Source organism: Actinomycetospora endophytica (genome assembly GCF_021026375.1).
GTDB classification, from domain to species: domain Bacteria; phylum Actinomycetota; class Actinomycetes; order Mycobacteriales; family Pseudonocardiaceae; genus Actinomycetospora; species Actinomycetospora endophytica.
Map to the genome: position 1 here is coordinate 95708 of NZ_JAJNDB010000006.1, position 18958 is coordinate 114665.

Below are 18958 nucleotides of genomic sequence, written 5' to 3' on the forward strand. Positions count from 1 at the left end.
TTCACTGAAACAGTCGTTTCAGTGAAGGGGGCGTGTGTCATGGCTGACGTCGTGGTCCGGGACGCGGACCGCCCCGGGGACCTGGGCTGGCTGCTGATGGCCCACGGGGAGCTCTACGCGGCCGAGTTCGGGTGGTCGGTGGAGGCGGTGACAGCGCGGATCGTGGCCGACTTCCTGGCCTCCGACGGCGACGGGCTCTCCGGCTGGGTCGCGGAGCTCGACGGGGCGCGGGTGGGCGCGGTGCTGTGCACCCTCGACGACGCGCAGACGGCCCGGCTGCGGACGCTGATCGTCGACCCCGCCGCCCGCGGGACCGGCGTCGGCCGGGCACTGGTCGAGCGGTGCGTCGCGTTCGCCCGGGACGCCGGGTTCGCCCGCCTGGTGCTCTGGACCAACGAGCCGCTCGCCGCGGCCCGCCGGATCTACCTGGCGGCCGGGTTCGAGCTGGTCGACGAGCAGCCGCACAGCGAGTTCGGCGACGAGCTGCTGGGGCAGTCGTACGTGTTGGCGCTGTAGCCGCCCATCCCCTGATGGGACGAACGACTCGTTCGTGGCGTCTACGTGCACGAACGAGTCGTTCGTCCCACCTGGGTCAGGGCGTCAGCTGCAGCGGCACCACCCGCGGCGGGGCGGTCGAGACCGGCACGTTGCCGTGCGCCGCGAGGTAGGTCGAGATGTCGTGGAACAGCGGCGCGGCCGAGTCCCCGCCGGGCGGCGCGTCGAGCATCAGCGCGACGACGTAGCGGGGGTTCTCGGCCGGGAACATGCCCGCGAACGTGATCCAGTAGGTCGACTTCGCATAGCAGCCACAGCCCGGGTCCACCTGCTGGGCGGTCCCGGTCTTGCCGGCCACCGGGTAGCCGTCCATCGCGGCCTTCGCCCCGGTGCCCTCGTTCGGGCTCTTCGCGTTCTGGGTGACCGACTGCAGCATCTGGCGCAGCGTCTGCGCGGTCTGCGGCGACATCGCGCGGATCCCGGCCGGCTGGGGCGTGGGCGTGCGCACCCCGTCCGGCCCGACCGTCGCCGAGATCACCCGGGGCGGGACGCGGACCCCGTCGTTGGCGACCGCCTGGTAGATGCTCGCCATCTGCAGCGTCGTCATCGACAGGCCCTGGCCGATCGGCAGGTTGCCGAACGTCGACCCCGACCAGTCCTTGCGCGGCGGCACCGACCCGGGGCTCTCGCCCGGGAGCTCGACGCCGGTCCGGGTGCCGACGCCGAGGCTGGACAGCATCGCCGCGAACCGGTCCGGTCCCAGCTTCTGGGCGGTCATCAGCGTCCCGACGTTGGACGACTTGCCGAGGATGCCGTTCATCGTCAGCGCCACGGTGCCGTGCACCCAGGCGTCGTTGATCGTGCGGTCGGCGACCTTGATGCTGCCCGGGACCTCGAGGACGTCCTCCGGCTTGATCAGTCCGGCGTCGAGGGCCCCGGCGAAGGTGACCACCTTGTTCACCGAGCCGGGCTCGAACGGCGAGGTGACTGCGGCGTCGCCCTGCGCGGGCGCCCCGCCCGCGGCGCTGTTGGCCAGCGAGAGGATCTGCCCGGTCTTCGCGTCGAGGACGACGGCGCTGCCGTCCTTCGCGCCGGTCCTCGCCACGTAGGCGGAGAGCTTCTGCTGCACGGTGTACTGCAGGTCGGAGTCGATGCTGAGCACGACGTCGCGCCCGGCCTGCGCGGGCTGCTCGGCCCGGGTGCTGCCGGGGATGACGGCGTCGCTGCCCTCGGCGGTGTCGACCACGCGGTACCCGTCGGAGCCCGCGAGGATCTTGTCCTCGGCGCTCTCCAGCCCGACGTTGCCGTTGACCCGGCCCTTGTCGATGCTCCACGACGCGCTGCCGACGACGGAGCCGCCGACGTCGCCCGCCGGGTACTGGCGCGACTCCCGGTCCTCGGCGGAGATCTCCGGAAACTGGTCCTGGATGGTGCGCGCCGCCGTCGGGTCGACCAGCGGGGCGAGCACGACGTAGCTCTTGTCGCTCATCAGCGACTGGAACAGCGCGAGGGGGTCGGCGTGCAGGATCGCCGCCATCCCCTGGGCGATCTGGGCCTTGCGCTGGTCCGGGGTCGGGGTGCCGGGCACGTTGCGGACCTCGGGCTTGGACCAGTCGGAGGTGATCCGGCGCGGGTTCGCGGTGAGCGCCTTCGCCTCGACCGAGAACGCCAGCGGGGTGCCGTTGCGGTCGAGGATCGCGCCGCGCTCGGCGGGGATGACCAGCTTCGTCATGCGCTGCTTGGCGGCGTCGGCGGCGAGCGAGCTCGCGCTGAGCGCCTGCACCTCGACGAGCTTGCCCGCGGCGACGAGCAGCAGGACGACGAGCAGGATCCGCCCGAGCCGCAGCCGGCGGCGGGGGTCGGGCGGGGTGGGGGCGCGTCGCGCCTTCGGCGGAGGTCCGGGCGGCGGGCCCGGACGACGAGGCGGTCCCGGGTTCGGCGCGGGCCTGCGGGGTCCCGGCGCGGCCTGTCCCGAGCGGTCGCCCCGCCCGCCCTGCCGTGACGGCGGGCGGGTGAGCGTCGCGGGCAGGCGCGCCATCAACGGCCTCCTGGGGTCGCGGGGGTCGTCGGGCCGGGCTTCGGTTTGGGCGTCGGGGCGGGCGTGGGGCTCGCGGCCGGGGCCGGCGTGGGGCTTGCGGCCGGGCTGGTGACGGGTCCCGGGGACGACGCCGGGGCGGTGCCGGTCGCCGCGGCGCCCGCGGGTGCCGGGGCGAGGACGCCGCCGGTGGAGGCCTGGACACCGGAGCGCGGGTCGTTCGCGAGCGCCTCCGGGTCCGGCGACCCGGCCGCGGCGCCGGGGGTGCCGGGCGCCGACGCGGCGGCCGGCGAGGGCGGCGGAGCGGCCGCCCGGGCCTTGGCCGGCGTCCCGACGACCTGCGAGGAGCCGTCCGGGTGCACGAGGATCACCGCGGGCACACCGGCCGGGACCATCCCGATCCGCTCGGCGGCCGCCGCGAGCGCGGGCGCGGACTGCATCGCGGCGACATCGCGGTGCAGCCGCTCGACCTCCTCGGAGCGGTCACGGGTGGCCTGGCGGGCGGAGTCGAGCCGGTAGGAGTCGGCCGCGGCCGCGGTGGAGAGCCAGAGGGTCGCGACGAGTCCGGTCGTGAGCAGCACCATGATCAGCAGCACGAACGGCGCGGTGCCGCCGGAGGCGTCGGCGACCTCCTCGACCCGGGCGCGCGCCCGCGAGGCCGTGGCCCGCGAGCCGCCGCGGGTCGTCGACGCGCCCCGACCCGACGTCGTACCCGTCGTCGTGCCCGCCGCCCGGGACCTCGTGGCCGGTTCGGGCCGTCCGCGTTCGGCGGTCCGTGTCCCGCGTTCGAGCGTGCTCGAGCTCATGCCGCCTCCCGGACGCGTTCCGCGGCGCGCAGCCGCACCGATGCCGCCCGGGGATTGGCGGCGACCTCGGACTCGTCGGCCTTCTCCGCACCGCGGGTGAGCAGTGCGAGCTCGGGCTCGTCCTCGGGGCGCAGCACCGGCATGTCCGGTGGCGCCGTGGTGCGCGAGCGCTCCCCCAGCGCCCGCTTCACGATCCGGTCCTCGAGGGACTGGTAGCTCATGACGACGACCCGACCGCCGAGCGCGAGGGCGTCGACGGCGTCGGGGATCGCGGTGGTGATCGCGTCGAGCTCGCCGTTCACCTCGATGCGCAGGGCCTGGAACGTGCGCTTGGCGGGGTTCCCGCCGGTGCGCCGGCTGGCGGCGGGCATCGCCTGCTCGAGGAGGGCGACGAGCTCCGCGCTGGTACGCAACGGAGCCCGCCGCCGGGCACGGACGACGGCCTCGACGATCCGCTTGGCCTGTCGTTCCTCCCCGTGGTCCCGCAGCACCCGCACCAGCTCGCCGGGCGCGTAGGTGTTGAGCACGTCGGCCGCGCTCGGGCCCGTCGTCGGGTCCATCCGCATGTCGAGGGGCGCGTCGCGGGCGTAGGAGAAGCCGCGCTCGTCCTCGTCGAGCTGCAGCGACGAGACCCCCAGGTCGAAGAGCACGCCCTGGACGGGTCCGAGGCGGAGGTCGTCGAGGACGCTGCCGACCTCGTCGAAGATCGCGTGGACGAGGTGGATGCGGTCGGCGTAGGGGGCGAGGCGCTCGGTCGCGAGCCGCAGGGCCTCCGGGTCGCGGTCGAGGCCGACGAGCGTGAGGCCCGCGTGGCGGGCGAGCAGTGCCTCGGCGTGGCCGCCGAGCCCGAGGGTGGCGTCGACGACGACCGCGTCCCGGTCGGTCAGCGCGGGGTCGAGGAGCTCGAGGACCCGGGCGAGAAGGACGGGGACGTGGCGACCGGAGGTCGGGCGGGGCTCGTCACCCTGCGCGCCAGTGGTGCGCATGTGGGTGAAATCGGACGCGTCGTCGTCCCCACCCCGTGGCTCCATCGTCGCCTCCGCCGCTCTCCGCCGGGCTGCCGCGGTGTCCGTGCGCCGCCATGTCCGCTCTGCGAGTACGGCCGGAGGACGTCGGTCCCCCGGCCGCACCCCGGCCCGGTCGGGCGGATGTCGTCACGTCCCGGCCCGCAGGGCGGGCGGACCTGGCACCGGGGAAGGTGTGCCAGGGCCGTCACCCTGCGGGCCGGGGCCTCACGGCACCCGCACCGTCGGTGGGCTCGATCGTTCGCTCGGGGCCTAGAAGACCCCGGGGAGCACCTCCTGCTGAGCCTGCGCGTAGCTGTCCTCGTGGGCGTCCTGGTACTGCTGCCACGCCGTCGAGTCCCAGATCTCGAGACGGTTCACGGCCCCGATGACCGTGCAGTCCCGGTCCAGCCCGGCGTAGCGGCGGAGTTCCGCGGTGATCGGGATGCGCCCCTGGGAGTCCGGACGCTGCTCGTCGGTGCCGGCGAACAGGTAGCGCTGGTAGGCGCGCACCCGCTCGTCGGTGAACGGCGCCTCGGCGACCTTGCGGGCCATCTGCTCGAACTCGTCGCGGGGGAACACGTACAGGCAGTGGTCCTGCCCCTTCGTGATCATCAGCCCCCCTGCGAGCTCGTCGCGGAATCGTGCGGGCAGGGTCAACCTGCCCTTGTCGTCCAGCCGTGGGGTGTGGGTGCCGAGGAACACGGACCCACCTCCCCGATGAGGCCCAGTGCGCCCCACTGCTCACCACAATACCCCACATCGCTCCACCCACAACCTCAGGGTGCGCGCGTCGCTGACCCATTAGGAGGAGTTCGCGCAGGTCAACTGCGGTGGGGAGTGGTGGGGGACGCGGGGCGACGATCTCCGATCCGGGGCCGGTGCGGGGGCTCCGACACGCGATTCCGGGCTCGATCGACCCTCTTCGCCCTGCTCGGGGGCGGGCGTGGGGGCTGGTGGGGCGTCCGGTGGGGGCTGGTGGGGAGGGCCGGAGCGCGGGGTGGGGATCGGTGGAGCGCGTCGGTGGGGCGGGGTGGGGCGCGCGGTGGGGCGCCGGACAGCCGGCCGTTCGACGAGGAGCACTTGGCGCAGCCCGCGGCGCGTCGGCGTATGCCTCACGTGCTCCTGATCAACGGCGTCACCCCGCCCCACCTGACGAGGAGCACTTGGCGCAGCCCGCGGCGCGTCGGCGTGTGCCTCACGTGCTCCTGATCAAGGGGGAACGCACGCGGCCGGGCGCCCTGCGGCGCGAGGGAGCCGGTACGGGTCGAGCGGATCTTCTTGTCGCCGCGCAGGGGCTCCCTGATCTTGCAGGCCCGCCTCACGCCGCCCCACACACGACGACGCGCCGCCGATCACGTGGGTCGACGGCGCGTCGTGAAGACGAAAGGAGTGCTACTCCTGCTCGAAGCGCTTCCGGAAGCGCTCCTCCATCCGGCTGGTGAACCTGCTCTTCTCCTTGTCGCCCGCGGGGGACGCCTTGCCGTCTCCCTCGCCGGCGGCGGCCTCGCCCTTCTTCCCGCCCGTGGCCGTGATCGCGAGGACCGCGCCGGCGAACATCAGCAGGAAGCCGACGACGCTGACGATCGGGAAGCCCGCGACGAACCACTGGAAGACGAGCCCGAGCACCAGGGCGACGACGCCGAGGACGAACAGCACCACACCCTGGACCCGTCGGCGCCGTGACGGACGGCGGAGTCGACCACCCCGCACGGTCGACGCGAACTTCGGATCCTCGGCATAGAGCGCGCGCTCGATCTGGTCGAGCAGACGCTGCTCGTGCTCGGAGAGCGGCATGGTTCTCCTCCGGCACCGGAACGAGAGCGATGATCGGCCCGGGAGGGGACGATCGGCACATCATCGGGATGGCTGACCTCATCGTACGAGTCGTCCGGCACTCCGACTACCCGGACCGGTGTGTTGCCCCGACGATCATTCTTTCGGCCGGTGAGAAGCCTCACGCGGGCGACGCGCCGCGATCATTCCGGCGCGCAGCGTGCCGGACGCGGACGATCACCGCGGGTCACCGACGCCGGGCCATGACGTGGATGCGCGAGGCGAGATCCCGCAGCGGCGGCGTGTCGGCGGCGAGCTCCTCGAGCGCGGCGAGGTCGGACGCGCCTCCCCCGCCGTCGGGGGCCTCCGGGACGAGATCGGCGAGGACGCGGTGGCCGCGGACCTGTTCGACGACGAGCCCGCCGTCCCGCTCGAGCAGTTCCCGGACCTCCCCGGTGTCCATCCGGCGGAGCAACGGGTCGTTGCGCCCCCAGCGGCCCGCGGGGTCGGCGAGCAGACGCCGCGCCTCGGCCACCCGTCCGGCGACCACCCGGGCGAGCACCGCCGCCCAGCGGCCGGCCACGAGGACGGACACCGCCGCCCCTGGCGCTGTCGCGGTCGCGAGGGCCCGGACCGCGGCCGCCGGGTCGTCGACGTACTCCAGCAGACCGTGGCCGAGCACGAGGTCGGCGCCGACGTCGCCGTCGATGTCGGCGAGGGCGTCCACGTCCCCCTGGACGGCGCGCACCTGGTCGGCGACCCCGGCGTCGCGAGCCCGGCTGCGGAGGACCGCCAGGGCGTTCGCGCTCGAGTCCACCACGGTGACCTCGCAGCCCTCGGCCGCCAACGGCACGGCCCAGGTCCCGCTGCCACCGCCGACGTCGAGCACGCGGGGGGCCGCACCACCGCGTCGGGCGCGGGCGGCCACGAGCTCGTCGTGCAGGGCACGGGCCACGACGTCGACGGTCGTCGGCGCGGACGGTCGAGCGTTCACGGCCACACCGTAGTGCTCACCCATCGGGGATTCGTGCGCGAGCCGGTACGTTGCCCCCGTGTACGTGACGGGTGTGCTGAGCCTGAAGGGCGGGGTCGGCAAGACCACCGTCACCCTCGGCCTGGCCGGGGCCGCCGCGCGGCAGGGGTTGCGCACCCTGGTCGTGGATCTGGATCCCCAGGGCAACTCCACCACGGCCCTCGAGCCTGCGGAGAGCGAGACCACCATCGCGGACGCGCTCGAGAACCCCTCGCCCGCCACGCTGTCGACCTCGATCGCGCCGAGCTCCTGGGACGACTCGATCGATGTGCTGGTCGGCTCCGAGGACATCGAGCGTCACAACCACCCCGACCCGGGCTCGCAGCGCCTCGGCCGCCTGTCCCGCCTCCTCGCCGCCCTGCCGCGCGGGACGGGCGCCGACGACGGCGGAACCTCGCGCGGCGGGTCCGCGCGCCTCCCCCAGTACGAGCTCGTCCTCATCGACTGCCCGCCCTCGCTGGGCCAGCTCACCCGCTCCGCGCTCGTGGCCGTCGACCGGGCGGTCCTCGTGACCGAACCGACGATCTTCGCCGTCTCCGGCGTGCAGCGCGCCTTCGAGGCGGTGCAGGCCGAGCGCGCCCACAACTCGAGCCTGCAGCCCCTGGGCGTGCTCATCAACCGCTACCGGGCCCGCTCGGCCGAGCACGAGTTCCGGGTGAACGAGCTCCGCGAGCTGTTCGGTCCCCTGGTCCTCCCCGGCGTGCTGCCCGACCGCACCGCGGTGCAGCAGGCCCAGGGCGCGGGCGTGCCGATCCAGCGCTGGGACACCCCGGGCGCCCGCGAGATCTCCCACCAGTTCGACAACCTGCTCGGGCGCATCGTGCGGGCCGGGCACCGCGCCCGGGACCAGAAGGCGCCCAAGGAGCAGAAGGGCTCCCGCCGCACCGGCTGAGGGTCACGACGGCCGCCGTCCGGCCACCGTCCGCGTCACGAGGGCCAGGAACAGGTCGGCCTCGCGCACCATGTCGTCGGCGTCGCGCTGCGTCACGCGGCTGCGCGCGCCCGCCTCGACCGCGGAGCGGGTGGCCGAGTGCGCCGCGAAGAACGCGGCCCACTCGCCGTACTCCGGCGCGACCGAGGCGAGCAGCGTCCACGCGTCGGTGGGGCGCCCGGACCGCCGGGTCCTGGCCCGCGCCGCCAGCACCGCGGCCGCCGACCGCAGCGCCGACAGGTGGGCGAGACGGAAGCGCTCCGCCGCCGTATCGGCCGCCTGGGCCTCGCGCAGCCCGTCGCGTGCGGCCCCGAGCAGCGTGACCACGGAGCGGGACGGGGGCGGGCCGGGCGGGCGGGGCCCGGCCGCCGGTCCGCCGGGGCGACGGGCGCCCGTGGACCGGGCACGAGGCGCGGAGCGTGGCGCGGGCGTGTGGGCCAGCCCGGTGTCGAAGAGCCCCCCGGACTCGGCGGCGCGGTCCGGGGTGGTGGTCGGTGTGGTCATGGTGTCCTCCCGGGGACTCGGAGCGGGGATCAGGTCAGCCAGCGGAGGTCCCAGACCCCCGGCCCGGACCGCATGCGGAGCACGAACTCGCCGGGCGGCAGGTGCGGCTCGTCGGAGCGACGCGCGAGCACCCGCCAGCACCGGCACCGATCGCCCCCGATCGGCATCACCGACCGGAACGGCCACCGCGACTGCTCGATCCAGCGCTCCTGGACCTCGGTGACCAGGTAGTGGCTGTCACGGCGGTTCGGGCGGCGGTGGAACTCGACGGGGTCGCCGTCGACGCACCGCACCTGGACCGGCGAGGGGCTACGAACCATGCGTCCTCCACGGCGGCGCGCTACCCCGCCCCACCGGACGCGGGACGGGCCTTGTGCCTGCCACCGTGGGGAAGCCGGCGGCTGGAGGGTGCGGCGAGACGCTTCCCCACGGCCCGCCGCACCCGAGTCGAACACGTGTTCGACAGCCACGAGTGAACCCTGCCTCCCGGCGCGCGTCAAGTCGTCCGCGCGACCTCCCCCGGCCGGGCGGTGAACCCCACTCGACGGGCGTGATGAGATGGCGCGATGGACGGTGCGGCGCGGGCGCGGGACATCCCGGCCCCGTGCCGGGTGGGTGGGCGGCGATGACGGCGGCGCCGGAGGAGGCGCGGCTGGTCGACCTCGACCCGGCCGAGCTCGCCGCCCGGCTCGACGAGGCGCTGGATCTCTATGTGGCGGCCATGGGGTACCCACCCGGCACCGCCCGCCAGCGGGCCCCGATGTGGCTCGAGCACTCCCGGCGGCCCGGCTGGCGCGGCGTCGCCGCCCTCGACCGGCACGACGTGCTGCAGGGCATCGCCTACGGCTATCCCGGCGCGCCGGGCCAGTGGTGGTACGAGGAGGTCCGCCGCGGGCTGCGGCGGTCCGCGCGCCCGGCCCGGTCCGCGGGCGTCGGTCTGCTCGGCTCCGGCCTCGGCCGGCTGCTCGGCGACGGCGGCGCGAGCACGGCCCAGGCCGCGAGCGCGGCCCACGCGGCGCAAGCGGCCCAGGCGGCCAACCCCGCGAACGCGACGAACCTCGGCGGCACCCGCCCCGGCCCGTCCCCCGCCGACCTCGACACCTGGCCCGTCGACGGCGACCCCGAGACCTACCTCGCCGACTACTTCGAGCTCACCGAGCTCCACGTCCGCACCGACGCGCAGGGCCACGGGCTCGGACACGCGTTGCTGCGGCGGCTCCTCGACCGCGCCGACGCGGGCCACGTGCTGCTCTCCACCCCGGAGGCGCCCGTCCCGACGCGGGCCTGGCTGCTCTACCGCCGGTGCGGGTTCCGCGACCTGCTCCGCCACCACCGCTTCTCGAGCGACCCGCGCCCCTTCGCGGTCCTCGGCCGCCCGCTGCCGCTTGACCCGGAGTCGGTGCGCTGACCGGGACGCGCCGCGCCGCGCCGCCCGGGGACCGTCGGGGGTGCCTGGCACGATGAGTCCCGTGTCCCCGGGCTCCCCTCCCACGCGTCCCACGCGCCGACGCTCCGTCGTCGTCCTCGCCGCGATGCTCGCCGTCGTGGCCCTGCTCAGCACCGGGTGCGTCCGGGTCCGCGCCGGCCTCGCGGTCTCGCCGCAGGACACGGTGTCGGGGACGATCGACATCGGGACGCCCGACGGCGCGCCCGGCGGCAACGGCCCGCCGCTGCAGGTGCCCTCGGACCTCTCCAGTGACGTGACGGTCACCCGCTACGAGCAGGACGGCTACGTCGGCTCGCACCTGTCGTTCGAGGATCTGTCCTTCGACGACGTGTCGCGGCTGCTCCCGCAGATCAGCCCGACGACGTCGTCGGCCGTCCGCCTCCAGCTGCGCCGCGCGGGCGACCGCGTGATCCTCTCGGGCCAGGTGGACCTGACGCGCGTGTCGGCGGAGAGCGCCGACGTGCAGCTGAAGATGGCCTTCCCGGGCACGATCCGTCAGACCGACGGCACCCAGTCGCAGGGCGTCGTCTCGTGGACCTTCGCCCCGGGCGAGGTCGGCGAGGTCAACGCCGTCGCCGACTACCCGGACCCGAACGCCCCGTCGTGGGTCAGCTGGGCGTTGCTGCTGACCCTCGTCGTGCTGGTCGCCGCGGGCGTGGTGTTCGCCCTCGCCGCCGCGACGCGCCCCCGGGTCGACCGGCGGGCACGTCGCTGACGACGGCGGGGGTCAGCTCGCGGAGGGGTCGGCCGCGACGCCGAGGCGGCTGACCACGTCCACCACCGCGGGGTGGCGGTTCATGCTGATGTAGTGGATGTTGCCGACGCCCTCGTCGTACATCCGCTGCGAGAGCTCGACGCACAGGTCGATGCCCGCATCCCGCAGGGCGTCCTTGTCGTCGACCAGCGGCTCGAGCCGGTCGAGCATGTGACGGGGCAGGGGCGCCCCGGAGAAGTCGGCGCCGGTCTCCATCGACTTCGCCGTCGTGATCGGCATGAGCCCCGGCATGATCGGGATGTCGCACCCGGCCGCGGCGATCCGGTCGCGCATCCGGAGGAACTGGTCGGCGTCGTAGAACATCTGGGTGATCGCGAACTCCGCGCCCGCCTTCACCTTCTGCACGAAGAACCGGGTGTCGACGTCCTCGTCCTCCGAGCGCGGGTGCAGGTACGGGAAGGCCGCCACGCCGACGCAGAAGGTGCCGAGGCGCCGGACCATGTGCACCAGCTCGTCGGTGTACTGCAGGCCCGCGGGGTGCGGCACCCACTCGGCGTCCTTGTCGTTGGGCGGGTCCCCCCGGATCGCGAGGACGTTGGAGATGCCCGCCTCGGCGTAGGAGCCGATGACGTGGCGCAGGTCGTCCATGGACGCGTCGACCGCCGTGAGGTGGGCCATCGCGGTGAGCGTCGTCTCGGTGGCGATCCGCCCGGTGGTGCGCACGGTGCGATCACGGCTGGAGCCGCCCGCGCCGTAGGTCACCGAGACGAACGCCGGGTCGAGCGGCTCGACCGACCGCACCGTGTCCCACAGGGTGCGCTCGCCCTCGTCGTTCTTGGGCGGGAAGAACTCCACCGAGAAGGTCGGCGTCCCACGCTGGATGCGTTCCATGACAGTGGCCATCCGGTGACCATACGTGGCCGACACCTCCCCCGGGACCACTCGTGTGACCCCCGCCGCCCGCTCCGACACCCGTCCGGCCGGTCCGCGCGGACGTGCCTACCCTGAACCCGGCGAACCGCCGAGAGGAGAACGGATGACGGCTGGCCGGACGCTCGCGACCCCGAGCGGCGCCCTGACCGGCGACGATCCCGGGTCCGACGACGGGTCGACGGCCCCGCGACGGCGCGGGGACCGGGACGTGAGCGAGGTCCTCGCCACCGTCGACGCCGATCTGCCCGCGGCCGTGACGGATGCCCTCCGTGATTTCCTCGACGTCCGCCGCGCGGCGTGCGCCGAGATGGCGGAGGAGTTCCTCGACGCCGTGGACGACCTCGCCGCGCTCGCGCTCGGCGGGGGCAAACGGCTGCGGCCGACCTTCGCCTGGTGGGGCTGGCGCGCCGCCGGCGGGCCGGACGCGCCCGACGCGCCGCACCCCGACGTCGTGCTGCACACCGTGGCCGCGCTCGAGCTGATCCAGGCGTGCGCGCTCGTCCACGACGACCTCATCGACGACTCGGCCCTGCGGCGCGGTTCCCCGACGGTGCACGCGCGCTGGACCGGCCGCCACCGCGAGCGGGGCTGGATCGGCGAGCCGGAGCGCCTCGGTGCGGCCGTCGCGGTGCTCGTCGGCGACGTCGCCCTGGCCTGGGCCGACGACATGCTGCGCGCGGCGGGACTCGACCCGGCCGCGCTCGCGCGGGCCACCCCGGTGTGGGAGGCGATGCGCACCGAGATGCTCACCGGGCAGTTCCTCGACGTCGTCGGCCACGCGACCGACCTCGCCACCCCCGAGGGGGTCCTGCGGATCAGCCGCTACAAGACCGCGGCCTACACCATCGAGCGGCCGCTGCACCTGGGCGCAGCACTGGCCGGGGCCGGCGGCGACGTCGTCTCCGCCTACCGGCGCTTCGGCACCGACCTCGGGATCGCGTTCCAGCTGCGCGACGACCTGCTCGGGGTGTTCGGCGACCCGGCGGTGACCGGCAAGCCCGCCGGCGACGACCTGCGCGAGGGCAAGCGGACGCTGCTCGTCGCGCTCGCCCGCAACCACCCCGACCAGGACGGCGCCGCCCCGGTCGAGCGCGCGCTGGGCAAGCAGGACCTGACCACCTCCGACGTCGAGGCCGCGCGCGCGGCGCTCGACACGCTCGGGGTGGTCGACGACGTCGAGGAGCGCATCGCCACCCTGACCACCTCCGCGCTCGACGCCCTCGCCGAGGTCGACCTCGACCCGCAGGGACGGGAGCGCCTCGTCGCCCTCGCCGCTGCCGCCACCCGCCGCACCCGATGAGCCCGCGCCGGACCGTGCCGCCGTCGCGCCACGTGGTCGTCGTCGGGGCCGGGCTCGCGGGACTCGCCGCCGCGCTGCACCTGCGCGGGGCCGGGTGCGAGGTCACCGTCGTCGAGCGCGAGCCGTTCCCCGGCGGCCGGGCGGGCCGGCTCGACCTGGCCGGCTTCCGGCTCGACACCGGGCCCACCGTCCTGACGATGCCCGACCTGCTCGAGGCGCCCCTGGCCGCCGTCGGGGAGAAGATCGGCGACCGCCTCGACCTCGTCCCACTGGATCCGGCCTACCACGCGCGCTTCGCCGACGGCTCCGCGATCGACGTGCACACCGGGACCGAGGCCATGGAGCAGGAGATCCGCGAGCAGGTCTCCGCGCGCGACGCCGTGGGCTACCGGCGCCTGCGCACCTGGCTCGGCGAGCTGTACCGCGTGCAGATGGCGACCTTCATCGACGCCAACTTCGACTCGCCGCTCGACGTGCTCTCCCCCGACCTGGCCCGGCTCGCCGCACTCGGCGGCTTCGGCCGGCTCGGCCCGCGCATCGGCCGCTTCCTCGACGACGAGCGCCTGCGCCGCATCTTCTCGTTCCAGGCGCTCTACGCGGGGGTGCCGCCCGAGCGGGCGCTCGCGGCGTACGCGGTGATCGCCTACATGGACACGATCGCGGGGGTGTTCTTCCCCAGGGGGCACGACCGCGCTCCGGGCGGGGTACGTGCCCTGCCGCAGGCCTACGCCGACGCCGCGGTCGAGGCCGGGGTCGAGCTCCGCCTGGGCACCGAGGTGACCGGACTGGAACGTCGCGGCAACCGGGTCACCGCCGTCGTCACCGACGGGGGCAGCGTGCCGGCCGACGCCGTCGTCCTCACCCCCGACCTCCCCGTCGTGCACCGGCTGCTCGGCCGCACCCCCCGACGCCCGGTGCCGCTGCGGTGGTCGCCGTCGGCGTTCGTCGTGCACCTCGGGCTCGACCGGCCGCAGCCGACGCTCGGGCACCACACCATCTCCTTCGGCGGCGCGTGGGCGTCCACGTTCGACGAGATCATCCACCGCGGGCGGCTGATGAGTGACCCGTCACTCCTGGTCACGCGCCCGACGGCCACCGATCCCGCGCTTGCCCCACCCGGCGGCGACTACGTCTCGGTGCTCGCGCCGTGCCCGCACCTCGACGCTGCGCCCGACCTGGACTGGGACCGCATCGGGCCGCGCTACCGCGACGAGATCCTCGGGGTGCTCGCCGGCCGGGGCATCGACCTGGACCCCGCGTCCGTCGTCGCCGAGCACCGCATCTCCCCCGCCGACTGGGCGCGGGCCGGGATGGCGGCGGGCACCCCGTTCGCCACCGCGCACACCTTCGCCCAGACCGGCCCGTTCCGGCCCGGCAACCTCCCGCGCGGGGTCGACAACGTCGTCCTCGCCGGGTGCGGGACGACACCGGGCGTCGGTGTACCGACGGTGGTCGTGTCCGGGAAGCTCGCCGCGCAGCGCATCGTCGGGGACGCCGCATGACGTCGGGGGTGGCCGCGCCGCGGGTCGCGGCGGGCGAGCTCGACGCCGCCGGCATCACCGCGCCCGCGCTGCGCGGGGCCTATGCCCGCTGCCGGGCGCTCAACGCCGCGCACGGGCGCACGTACTTCCTGGCCACCCGTCTACTCACGCCGGCGCAGCGGCCCGCGATCCACGCGCTGTACGGCTTCGCGCGGATGGCCGACGACGTCGTCGACACCCCCGGCGCGGCCTCGACCGCCGAGGTGGTGGCGCGCCTGGAGGAGGTCCGGGCGCGGATGCGGGTGGCGCTCGCCGGGACCACCGACGGGGAGCGGCTGCTCACCGAGGAGCCGGTGGTCGCGGCGCTGGCCGACACCGTCGAGCGCTACGGGATCCCGCACCGCCACCTCGAGGACTTCATGGACTCGATGGCGATGGACCTCACGGTCCCCGACTACGGGTCGTTCGACGACCTCGGCGTCTACGTCCACGGCTCCGCGGCGGTGATCGGGCTGCAGGTGCTGCCGGTGCTGGGGACGGTGGTCCCGCGCGCCGAGGCCGAGCCCGCCGCCGCCGCGCTCGGGGTGGCGTTCCAGCTGACGAACTTCCTGCGCGACGTCGGCGAGGACCTCGACCGCGGGCGGGTCTACCTGCCGGGCGACGAGCTGGCGGCGTTCGGCGTGGACCGCGAGCTGCTGCTGTGGTGCCGGGCGCGGCAGCGCAACGACCCCCGGGTGCGCCGGGCGCTGGCCCACCTGGTGGCGCGGACCCGGGCGATCTACCGGCGCGCGGAGCCCGGGATCGAGCTGCTCGACCCGGTCTCGCGCCCCTGCGTGCGGGCGGCGGCGGTGCTCTACGGCGGCATCCTCGACGAGATCGTGGCGGTCGACTACGACGTGCTCGCCCACCGCGTCGTCGTCGGCAACGGCCGCCGAGCGGCGGTCGCGGGCCCGGGGCTGGTGCGCGCGGTGCTCGCGCGACGGCGTCCCGGGCGCCGACACCGGCCGTAGGCTGCGCAGGTGCGCCCCGCCGTCGACGAGCTGGTCCTCGCGGTGGACGCCGACTGCCACCGGTGCCGTGCGGCGGGCGCGGAGGCCGCACGCCGCGCTCCCGGTCTCGAGGTGGCACCGCTGCGCGACTACCGCGTGCGGGCCTGGCGGGCCGAGGCCTACGGGGCCGACGCGCCGTGGGCGCCGACGCTGCTCGCGGTGAGCGTGCGCCCGGACGGCGCCGACGAGGTGCGGGCGTGGCACGGCCCGGCGGTCGCCGCGGGCCTGGTCACGACCCTGGGTCCACGCCGGGCCGCCGCCCTCGTGCCGGTGCTCGGTGGGCTCCTCGGTGGCGGGCGCTACAGCGCCATCGCCTGGGCGCGGCGCTTCACCTCGCCGCCCCGGTCCGAGCGCAGCGCCTCGATGGGGGCGCCCGGCAGCGTCGGGTCCTCGAGGAAGAGCCAGCGGAGGATCTCCTCGTCGGAGTAGCCGCCGTCGCGCAGCACCGTGATGGTGCCGGGCAGGCCCTTCACCACCGCCGTCTCGCCGACGAACGCGGCGGGCACGATCCACCGCTCGCCGTCGCGCACCCCGAGCATCTGGCCCTGTTTGATCATCTGGGCGACGCGCGTACGGGGTACGCCGAGGCGTTCGGAGGCCTCGGCGAGGGTGAGGGTGTCGATCTCCCGTCCGACGATGGCGGTCAGTGCGGCGGTCATCGGGACACTGTGCCAGAGGACACCGTCCGGCATCACCGATCTCCCGGGGAAACGCCTGCTCCACCCTGGAGTCCGCGCGTCGGAAGGGGCAGCGCCGTCGTCCGCTCGTAGCATCCGTCCATGGCCCGCGACGACCCAGGTCCTCCGAGGACCGGGTCGCGCACGGTTCTCGAGGGTCGCTACCGCGTCGGGGACGTCCTCGCGCGGGGCGGGATGTCCACCGTGCACCGCGGGACCGACCTGCGCCTCGACCGGCCGGTCGCGGTGAAGATCATGGAGCCGTCGCTGGCGCAGGACCCGAACTTCGTGCGCCGGTTCGAGCGGGAGGCCCGGGCCGCGGCGCGGCTCTCGCACCCCGGGATCGTCGCGGTGCACGACCAGGGGCGCGACGACGACGGCACGATCTTCCTGGTCCTCGAGCTCGTCGAGGGCGGGACGCTGCGCGACGTCATCCGCGAGCAGGTGCGCCTGGCCCCGGCGACGGCGCTCACGGTGGTCGAGAACGTGCTCGCGGCCCTGCGCGTGGCGCACCGGCAGGGGATGGTCCACCGCGACGTCAAGCCGGAGAACGTCCTCGTCTCGCGCTCGGGCGAGCTGAAGGTGGCCGACTTCGGGCTGGTGGCGGCCGCGTGGGACGGCGCCGCGGACGGCTCGCTGGACACCGGCGGCTCCACCTCGGACGACCTGATCCTCGGCACCGCCGCGTACCTCGCGCCCGAGCAGGTCGAGCACGGGCGCACCGACGAGCGCAGCGACGTCTACGCCGCAGGCGTCGTGCTCTTCGAACTGCTCACCGGCGCGCCCCCGCACGGCGGAGACACCGCGCTGGCGGTGGCCTACCGGCACGTGAACGTCGACGTGCCGGCGCCGTCCACCCGGGCGCCGGGCATCCCGCGGGCCCTGGACCGGCTCGTCGTCGCCGCCACCCGCCGCGATCCGGGCGAGCGGCTGGCCTCCGCGGCCGCGTTCCTCGACGCCGCGCGGCGGGTGCGTCAGGAGGAGTCGCTGCCGTTCTCGCCGGTCGCGCCGCCGCGCCGGCCCCGCGCGGGGTCGGCAGCCCCGCCGCCGCACACCGGGACGCGGCGGTTCAGCGGCCCGACGCCCCGCACGGCCCCCGAGGAGGCTCCGCCGCCGCCTCCCGTCGACGACGACGAGCCGGACGAGGACGACGAGCCCGACGAGCCGACCCGGGACTCCGGCGGAACCGGGCGCACGGGGCACGTCGACGACGTGGTCGACCGCGTCGAGCGCCACGCCCGGCGTCGGGACCGGATCCGCTCGCGGCGGGTGTTCGCGGTGTGGCTCGTGCTCGTCACCGCGGCGACCGTGGCGGCCGGGATCGCCGGCTGGGGCCTGGGTGCCGGCGGGTTGTGAGCACTCATCGTCGCTATGGCGACAATGAGTGCTCACACGCGCGCAGCGCACCTAATGCCGCAACATCTCCGCGGTGAGGAAAGCGAGTTCGAGGGACTGCTGGGTGTTCAGCCGCGGGTCACAGGCGGTCTCGTAGCGCCCGGCCAGATCCGAGTCGGAGATGTCCTGCGCGCCACCCAGGCACTCGGTGACGTTCTCCCCGGTCAGCTCCACATGAATCCCACCGGGATGCGTACCGAGCCGGTGATGCACCTCGAAGAATCCCTGCACCTCGTCGACGACCTGATCGAAGTGCCGGGTCTTGAACCCCGTGGTGGCCTCGTAGGTGTTGCCGTGCATCGGGTCGCACTGCCAGATGACCTGGTGCCCCGAGGCGGTCACCTTCTCCACGATCCCCGGCAGCACCTCGCGGACCTTCCCCGCCCCCATGCGACTGATCAGCGTGAGCCGCCCGGCCTCACGCCGGGGGTCGAGCCGTTCCACGTACTCCACCGCCTGCTCCGGCGTCGTCGACGGCCCGATCTTCACCCCGATCGGATTCGCCAACAACTCCGCGAACGCGATGTGCGCCCCGTCCAACGCCCGGGTCCGCTCCCCGATCCACAGGAAATGCGCCCCCAACGAGAACAACCGCGGATCATCGGTGCGCGCCGAATCCAGCCGCAACAACGCCCGCTCGTAATCCAGCACCAACGCCTCGTGCGACGCGTAGATCTCCGTCGAGTGCAACGAATGATCCGTCACCCCGCACGCCGACATGAACCGCAGCGCCCGATCGATCTCCGCCGCGACCGCCTCGTAGCGCTCCCCCGCGGCGCTGGTGCGCACGAACTCCCGGTTCCAGTCGTGCACCTCGTGCAGATCCGCCATCCCACCCGAGGTCAACGCCCGGGTCAGGTTCATCGCCGCCGACGCGTTCGCGTACGCCCGGATCATCCGACCCGGATCCGGCACCCGCAGCTCCGCGTTGGCCGCCAGCGAGTTCACCATGTCCCCGCGATACGACGGCAACCCGAACGCATCCGTGCCCGCCGAGCGCGGCTTCGCGTACTGCCCCGCGATCCGCCCGATCTTCACCACCGGCGTCGACGCGCCGTAGGTGAGCACAACCGCCATCTGCAGCAAGGTCCGGATGTTGCCCCGCAGATGCGGCTCGGTGTTGTCCGCGAACGTCTCCGCGCAGTCCCCACCCTGCAACAGGAACGCCTCGCCGCGGGCGACCGCCGCCAACTGCCCCCGCAACCGGTCGATCTCCGCCGGCACCGTGATCGGCGGAACATGCTCCAGCACCGTCCGCACGTCGAGCACCGCATCCGCATCCGGCCACTCCGGCTGCTGCGAGGCGGGCTTCGAGAGCGCGGCATCCAGGTGCTCGCGCATCTCGGCGGGCAGCGGGGGAAGGCCGGGCAGGGCATC

The 18958-nt window shown here is 74.8% G+C and carries 19 protein-coding genes; 8 read left to right on the top strand and 11 right to left on the bottom strand.

Annotation, left to right across the window (positions count from 1 at the left end):
* Positions 1–39: 39 nt before the first annotated feature.
* Entirely contained in the window at positions 40–516 is a 477-nt protein-coding gene (locus LQ327_RS24125; protein ID WP_230738328.1) for a GNAT family N-acetyltransferase, read from the top strand.
* A gap of 76 nt (positions 517–592) precedes the next feature.
* Here LQ327_RS24125 and LQ327_RS24130 read toward each other — a convergent pair whose 3' ends face one another.
* The 6 genes from LQ327_RS24130 to LQ327_RS24155 all read right to left on the bottom strand — a co-directional run bounded on the left by LQ327_RS24130 (position 593) and on the right by LQ327_RS24155 (position 7134).
* Entirely contained in the window at positions 593–2533 is a 1941-nt protein-coding gene (locus LQ327_RS24130; protein WP_230738329.1) for a peptidoglycan D,D-transpeptidase FtsI family protein, read from the bottom strand.
* The gene (gene ftsL, locus LQ327_RS24135) at positions 2533–3336 is read right to left on the bottom strand and encodes a cell division protein FtsL (RefSeq protein WP_230738330.1); all 804 of its coding nucleotides are present in this window, start codon (positions 3334–3336) and stop codon (positions 2533–2535) included. The genes LQ327_RS24130 and ftsL overlap by 1 nt, the downstream gene beginning before the upstream one ends.
* Positions 3333–4322, bottom strand: coding sequence for a 16S rRNA (cytosine(1402)-N(4))-methyltransferase RsmH (gene rsmH, locus LQ327_RS24140; RefSeq protein ID WP_230738756.1), 990 nt, complete (start codon positions 4320–4322; stop codon positions 3333–3335). Before rsmH ends, ftsL begins: the two co-directional genes overlap by 4 nt.
* 291 nt (positions 4323–4613) lie before the next feature.
* Positions 4614–5045 carry a division/cell wall cluster transcriptional repressor MraZ gene (gene mraZ, locus LQ327_RS24145; RefSeq protein ID WP_230738331.1) on the bottom strand — a complete coding sequence of 144 codons (432 nt, stop codon included), beginning with the start codon at positions 5043–5045 and terminating at the stop codon, positions 4614–4616.
* A 690-nt stretch (positions 5046–5735) separates the two neighbouring features.
* Positions 5736–6137, bottom strand: a complete 402-nt coding sequence (locus tag LQ327_RS24150; RefSeq protein ID WP_230738332.1) for an SCO2097 family morphological protein — start codon at positions 6135–6137, stop codon at positions 5736–5738.
* A gap of 226 nt (positions 6138–6363) precedes the next feature.
* Positions 6364–7134: a methyltransferase domain-containing protein gene (locus LQ327_RS24155; RefSeq protein WP_269070803.1), complete on the bottom strand. Its 771-nt coding sequence runs from the start codon at positions 7132–7134 to the stop codon at positions 6364–6366.
* A gap of 34 nt (positions 7135–7168) precedes the next feature.
* On the opposite strand from LQ327_RS24155, the gene LQ327_RS24160 reads away from it, so the two are divergent.
* Complete coding sequence (locus tag LQ327_RS24160) at positions 7169–8041, top strand: ParA family protein (RefSeq protein WP_230738334.1); 873 nt, start codon at positions 7169–7171, stop codon at positions 8039–8041.
* A gap of 3 nt (positions 8042–8044) precedes the next feature.
* Here LQ327_RS24160 and LQ327_RS24165 read toward each other — a convergent pair whose 3' ends face one another.
* On the bottom strand, positions 8045–8584 hold the full coding sequence (locus tag LQ327_RS24165; RefSeq protein WP_230738335.1) for an SAV_6107 family HEPN domain-containing protein: 540 nt from the start codon (positions 8582–8584) through the stop codon (positions 8045–8047).
* A gap of 29 nt (positions 8585–8613) precedes the next feature.
* Positions 8614–8904 (bottom strand): hypothetical protein, encoded by a 291-nt coding sequence (locus tag LQ327_RS24170; RefSeq protein WP_230738336.1) that lies wholly within the window; start codon positions 8902–8904, stop codon positions 8614–8616.
* A 305-nt stretch (positions 8905–9209) separates the two neighbouring features.
* On the opposite strand from LQ327_RS24170, the gene LQ327_RS24175 reads away from it, so the two are divergent.
* Both LQ327_RS24175 and LQ327_RS24180 read left to right on the top strand, forming a co-directional pair.
* Positions 9210–9992 (top strand): GNAT family N-acetyltransferase, encoded by a 783-nt coding sequence (locus LQ327_RS24175; protein WP_230738337.1) that lies wholly within the window; start codon positions 9210–9212, stop codon positions 9990–9992.
* Positions 9993–10044: 52 nt separating this feature from the next.
* Positions 10045–10746, top strand: coding sequence for a DUF3153 domain-containing protein (locus LQ327_RS24180; RefSeq protein ID WP_230738338.1), 702 nt, complete (start codon positions 10045–10047; stop codon positions 10744–10746).
* Positions 10747–10758: 12 nt separating this feature from the next.
* On the opposite strand, the gene LQ327_RS24185 is transcribed toward LQ327_RS24180, so the two are convergent.
* The gene (locus tag LQ327_RS24185; protein WP_230738339.1) at positions 10759–11649 is read right to left on the bottom strand and encodes a methylenetetrahydrofolate reductase; all 891 of its coding nucleotides are present in this window, start codon (positions 11647–11649) and stop codon (positions 10759–10761) included.
* Positions 11650–11782: 133 nt separating this feature from the next.
* On the opposite strand from LQ327_RS24185, the gene LQ327_RS24190 reads away from it, so the two are divergent.
* Genes LQ327_RS24190 through LQ327_RS24200 form a run of 3 tightly spaced genes read left to right on the top strand, consistent with a single transcriptional unit; the run spans position 11783 to position 15470 of the window.
* The gene (locus LQ327_RS24190) at positions 11783–12979 is read left to right on the top strand and encodes a polyprenyl synthetase family protein (RefSeq protein ID WP_230738340.1); all 1197 of its coding nucleotides are present in this window, start codon (positions 11783–11785) and stop codon (positions 12977–12979) included.
* Complete coding sequence (crtI, locus tag LQ327_RS24195; protein WP_230738341.1) at positions 12976–14481, top strand: phytoene desaturase family protein; 1506 nt, start codon at positions 12976–12978, stop codon at positions 14479–14481. The genes LQ327_RS24190 and crtI overlap by 4 nt, the downstream gene beginning before the upstream one ends.
* Complete coding sequence (locus LQ327_RS24200; protein WP_230738342.1) at positions 14478–15470, top strand: phytoene/squalene synthase family protein; 993 nt, start codon at positions 14478–14480, stop codon at positions 15468–15470. The genes crtI and LQ327_RS24200 overlap by 4 nt, the downstream gene beginning before the upstream one ends.
* Positions 15471–15808: 338 nt before the next feature.
* Here the strand turns inward: LQ327_RS24200 and LQ327_RS24205 are convergent, their stop codons facing one another.
* On the bottom strand, positions 15809–16168 hold the full coding sequence (locus LQ327_RS24205; RefSeq protein ID WP_230738343.1) for an Rv2175c family DNA-binding protein: 360 nt from the start codon (positions 16166–16168) through the stop codon (positions 15809–15811).
* A gap of 120 nt (positions 16169–16288) precedes the next feature.
* Between LQ327_RS24205 and LQ327_RS24210 the strand changes: the two genes are divergently transcribed.
* Positions 16289–17542 carry a protein kinase domain-containing protein gene (locus tag LQ327_RS24210; RefSeq protein WP_308286366.1) on the top strand — a complete coding sequence of 418 codons (1254 nt, stop codon included), beginning with the start codon at positions 16289–16291 and terminating at the stop codon, positions 17540–17542.
* Positions 17543–17593: 51 nt separating this feature from the next.
* On the opposite strand, the gene LQ327_RS24215 is transcribed toward LQ327_RS24210, so the two are convergent.
* Complete coding sequence (locus LQ327_RS24215; protein WP_269070865.1) at positions 17594–18922, bottom strand: class II 3-deoxy-7-phosphoheptulonate synthase; 1329 nt, start codon at positions 18920–18922, stop codon at positions 17594–17596.
* Positions 18923–18958: the final 36 nt, after the last annotated feature.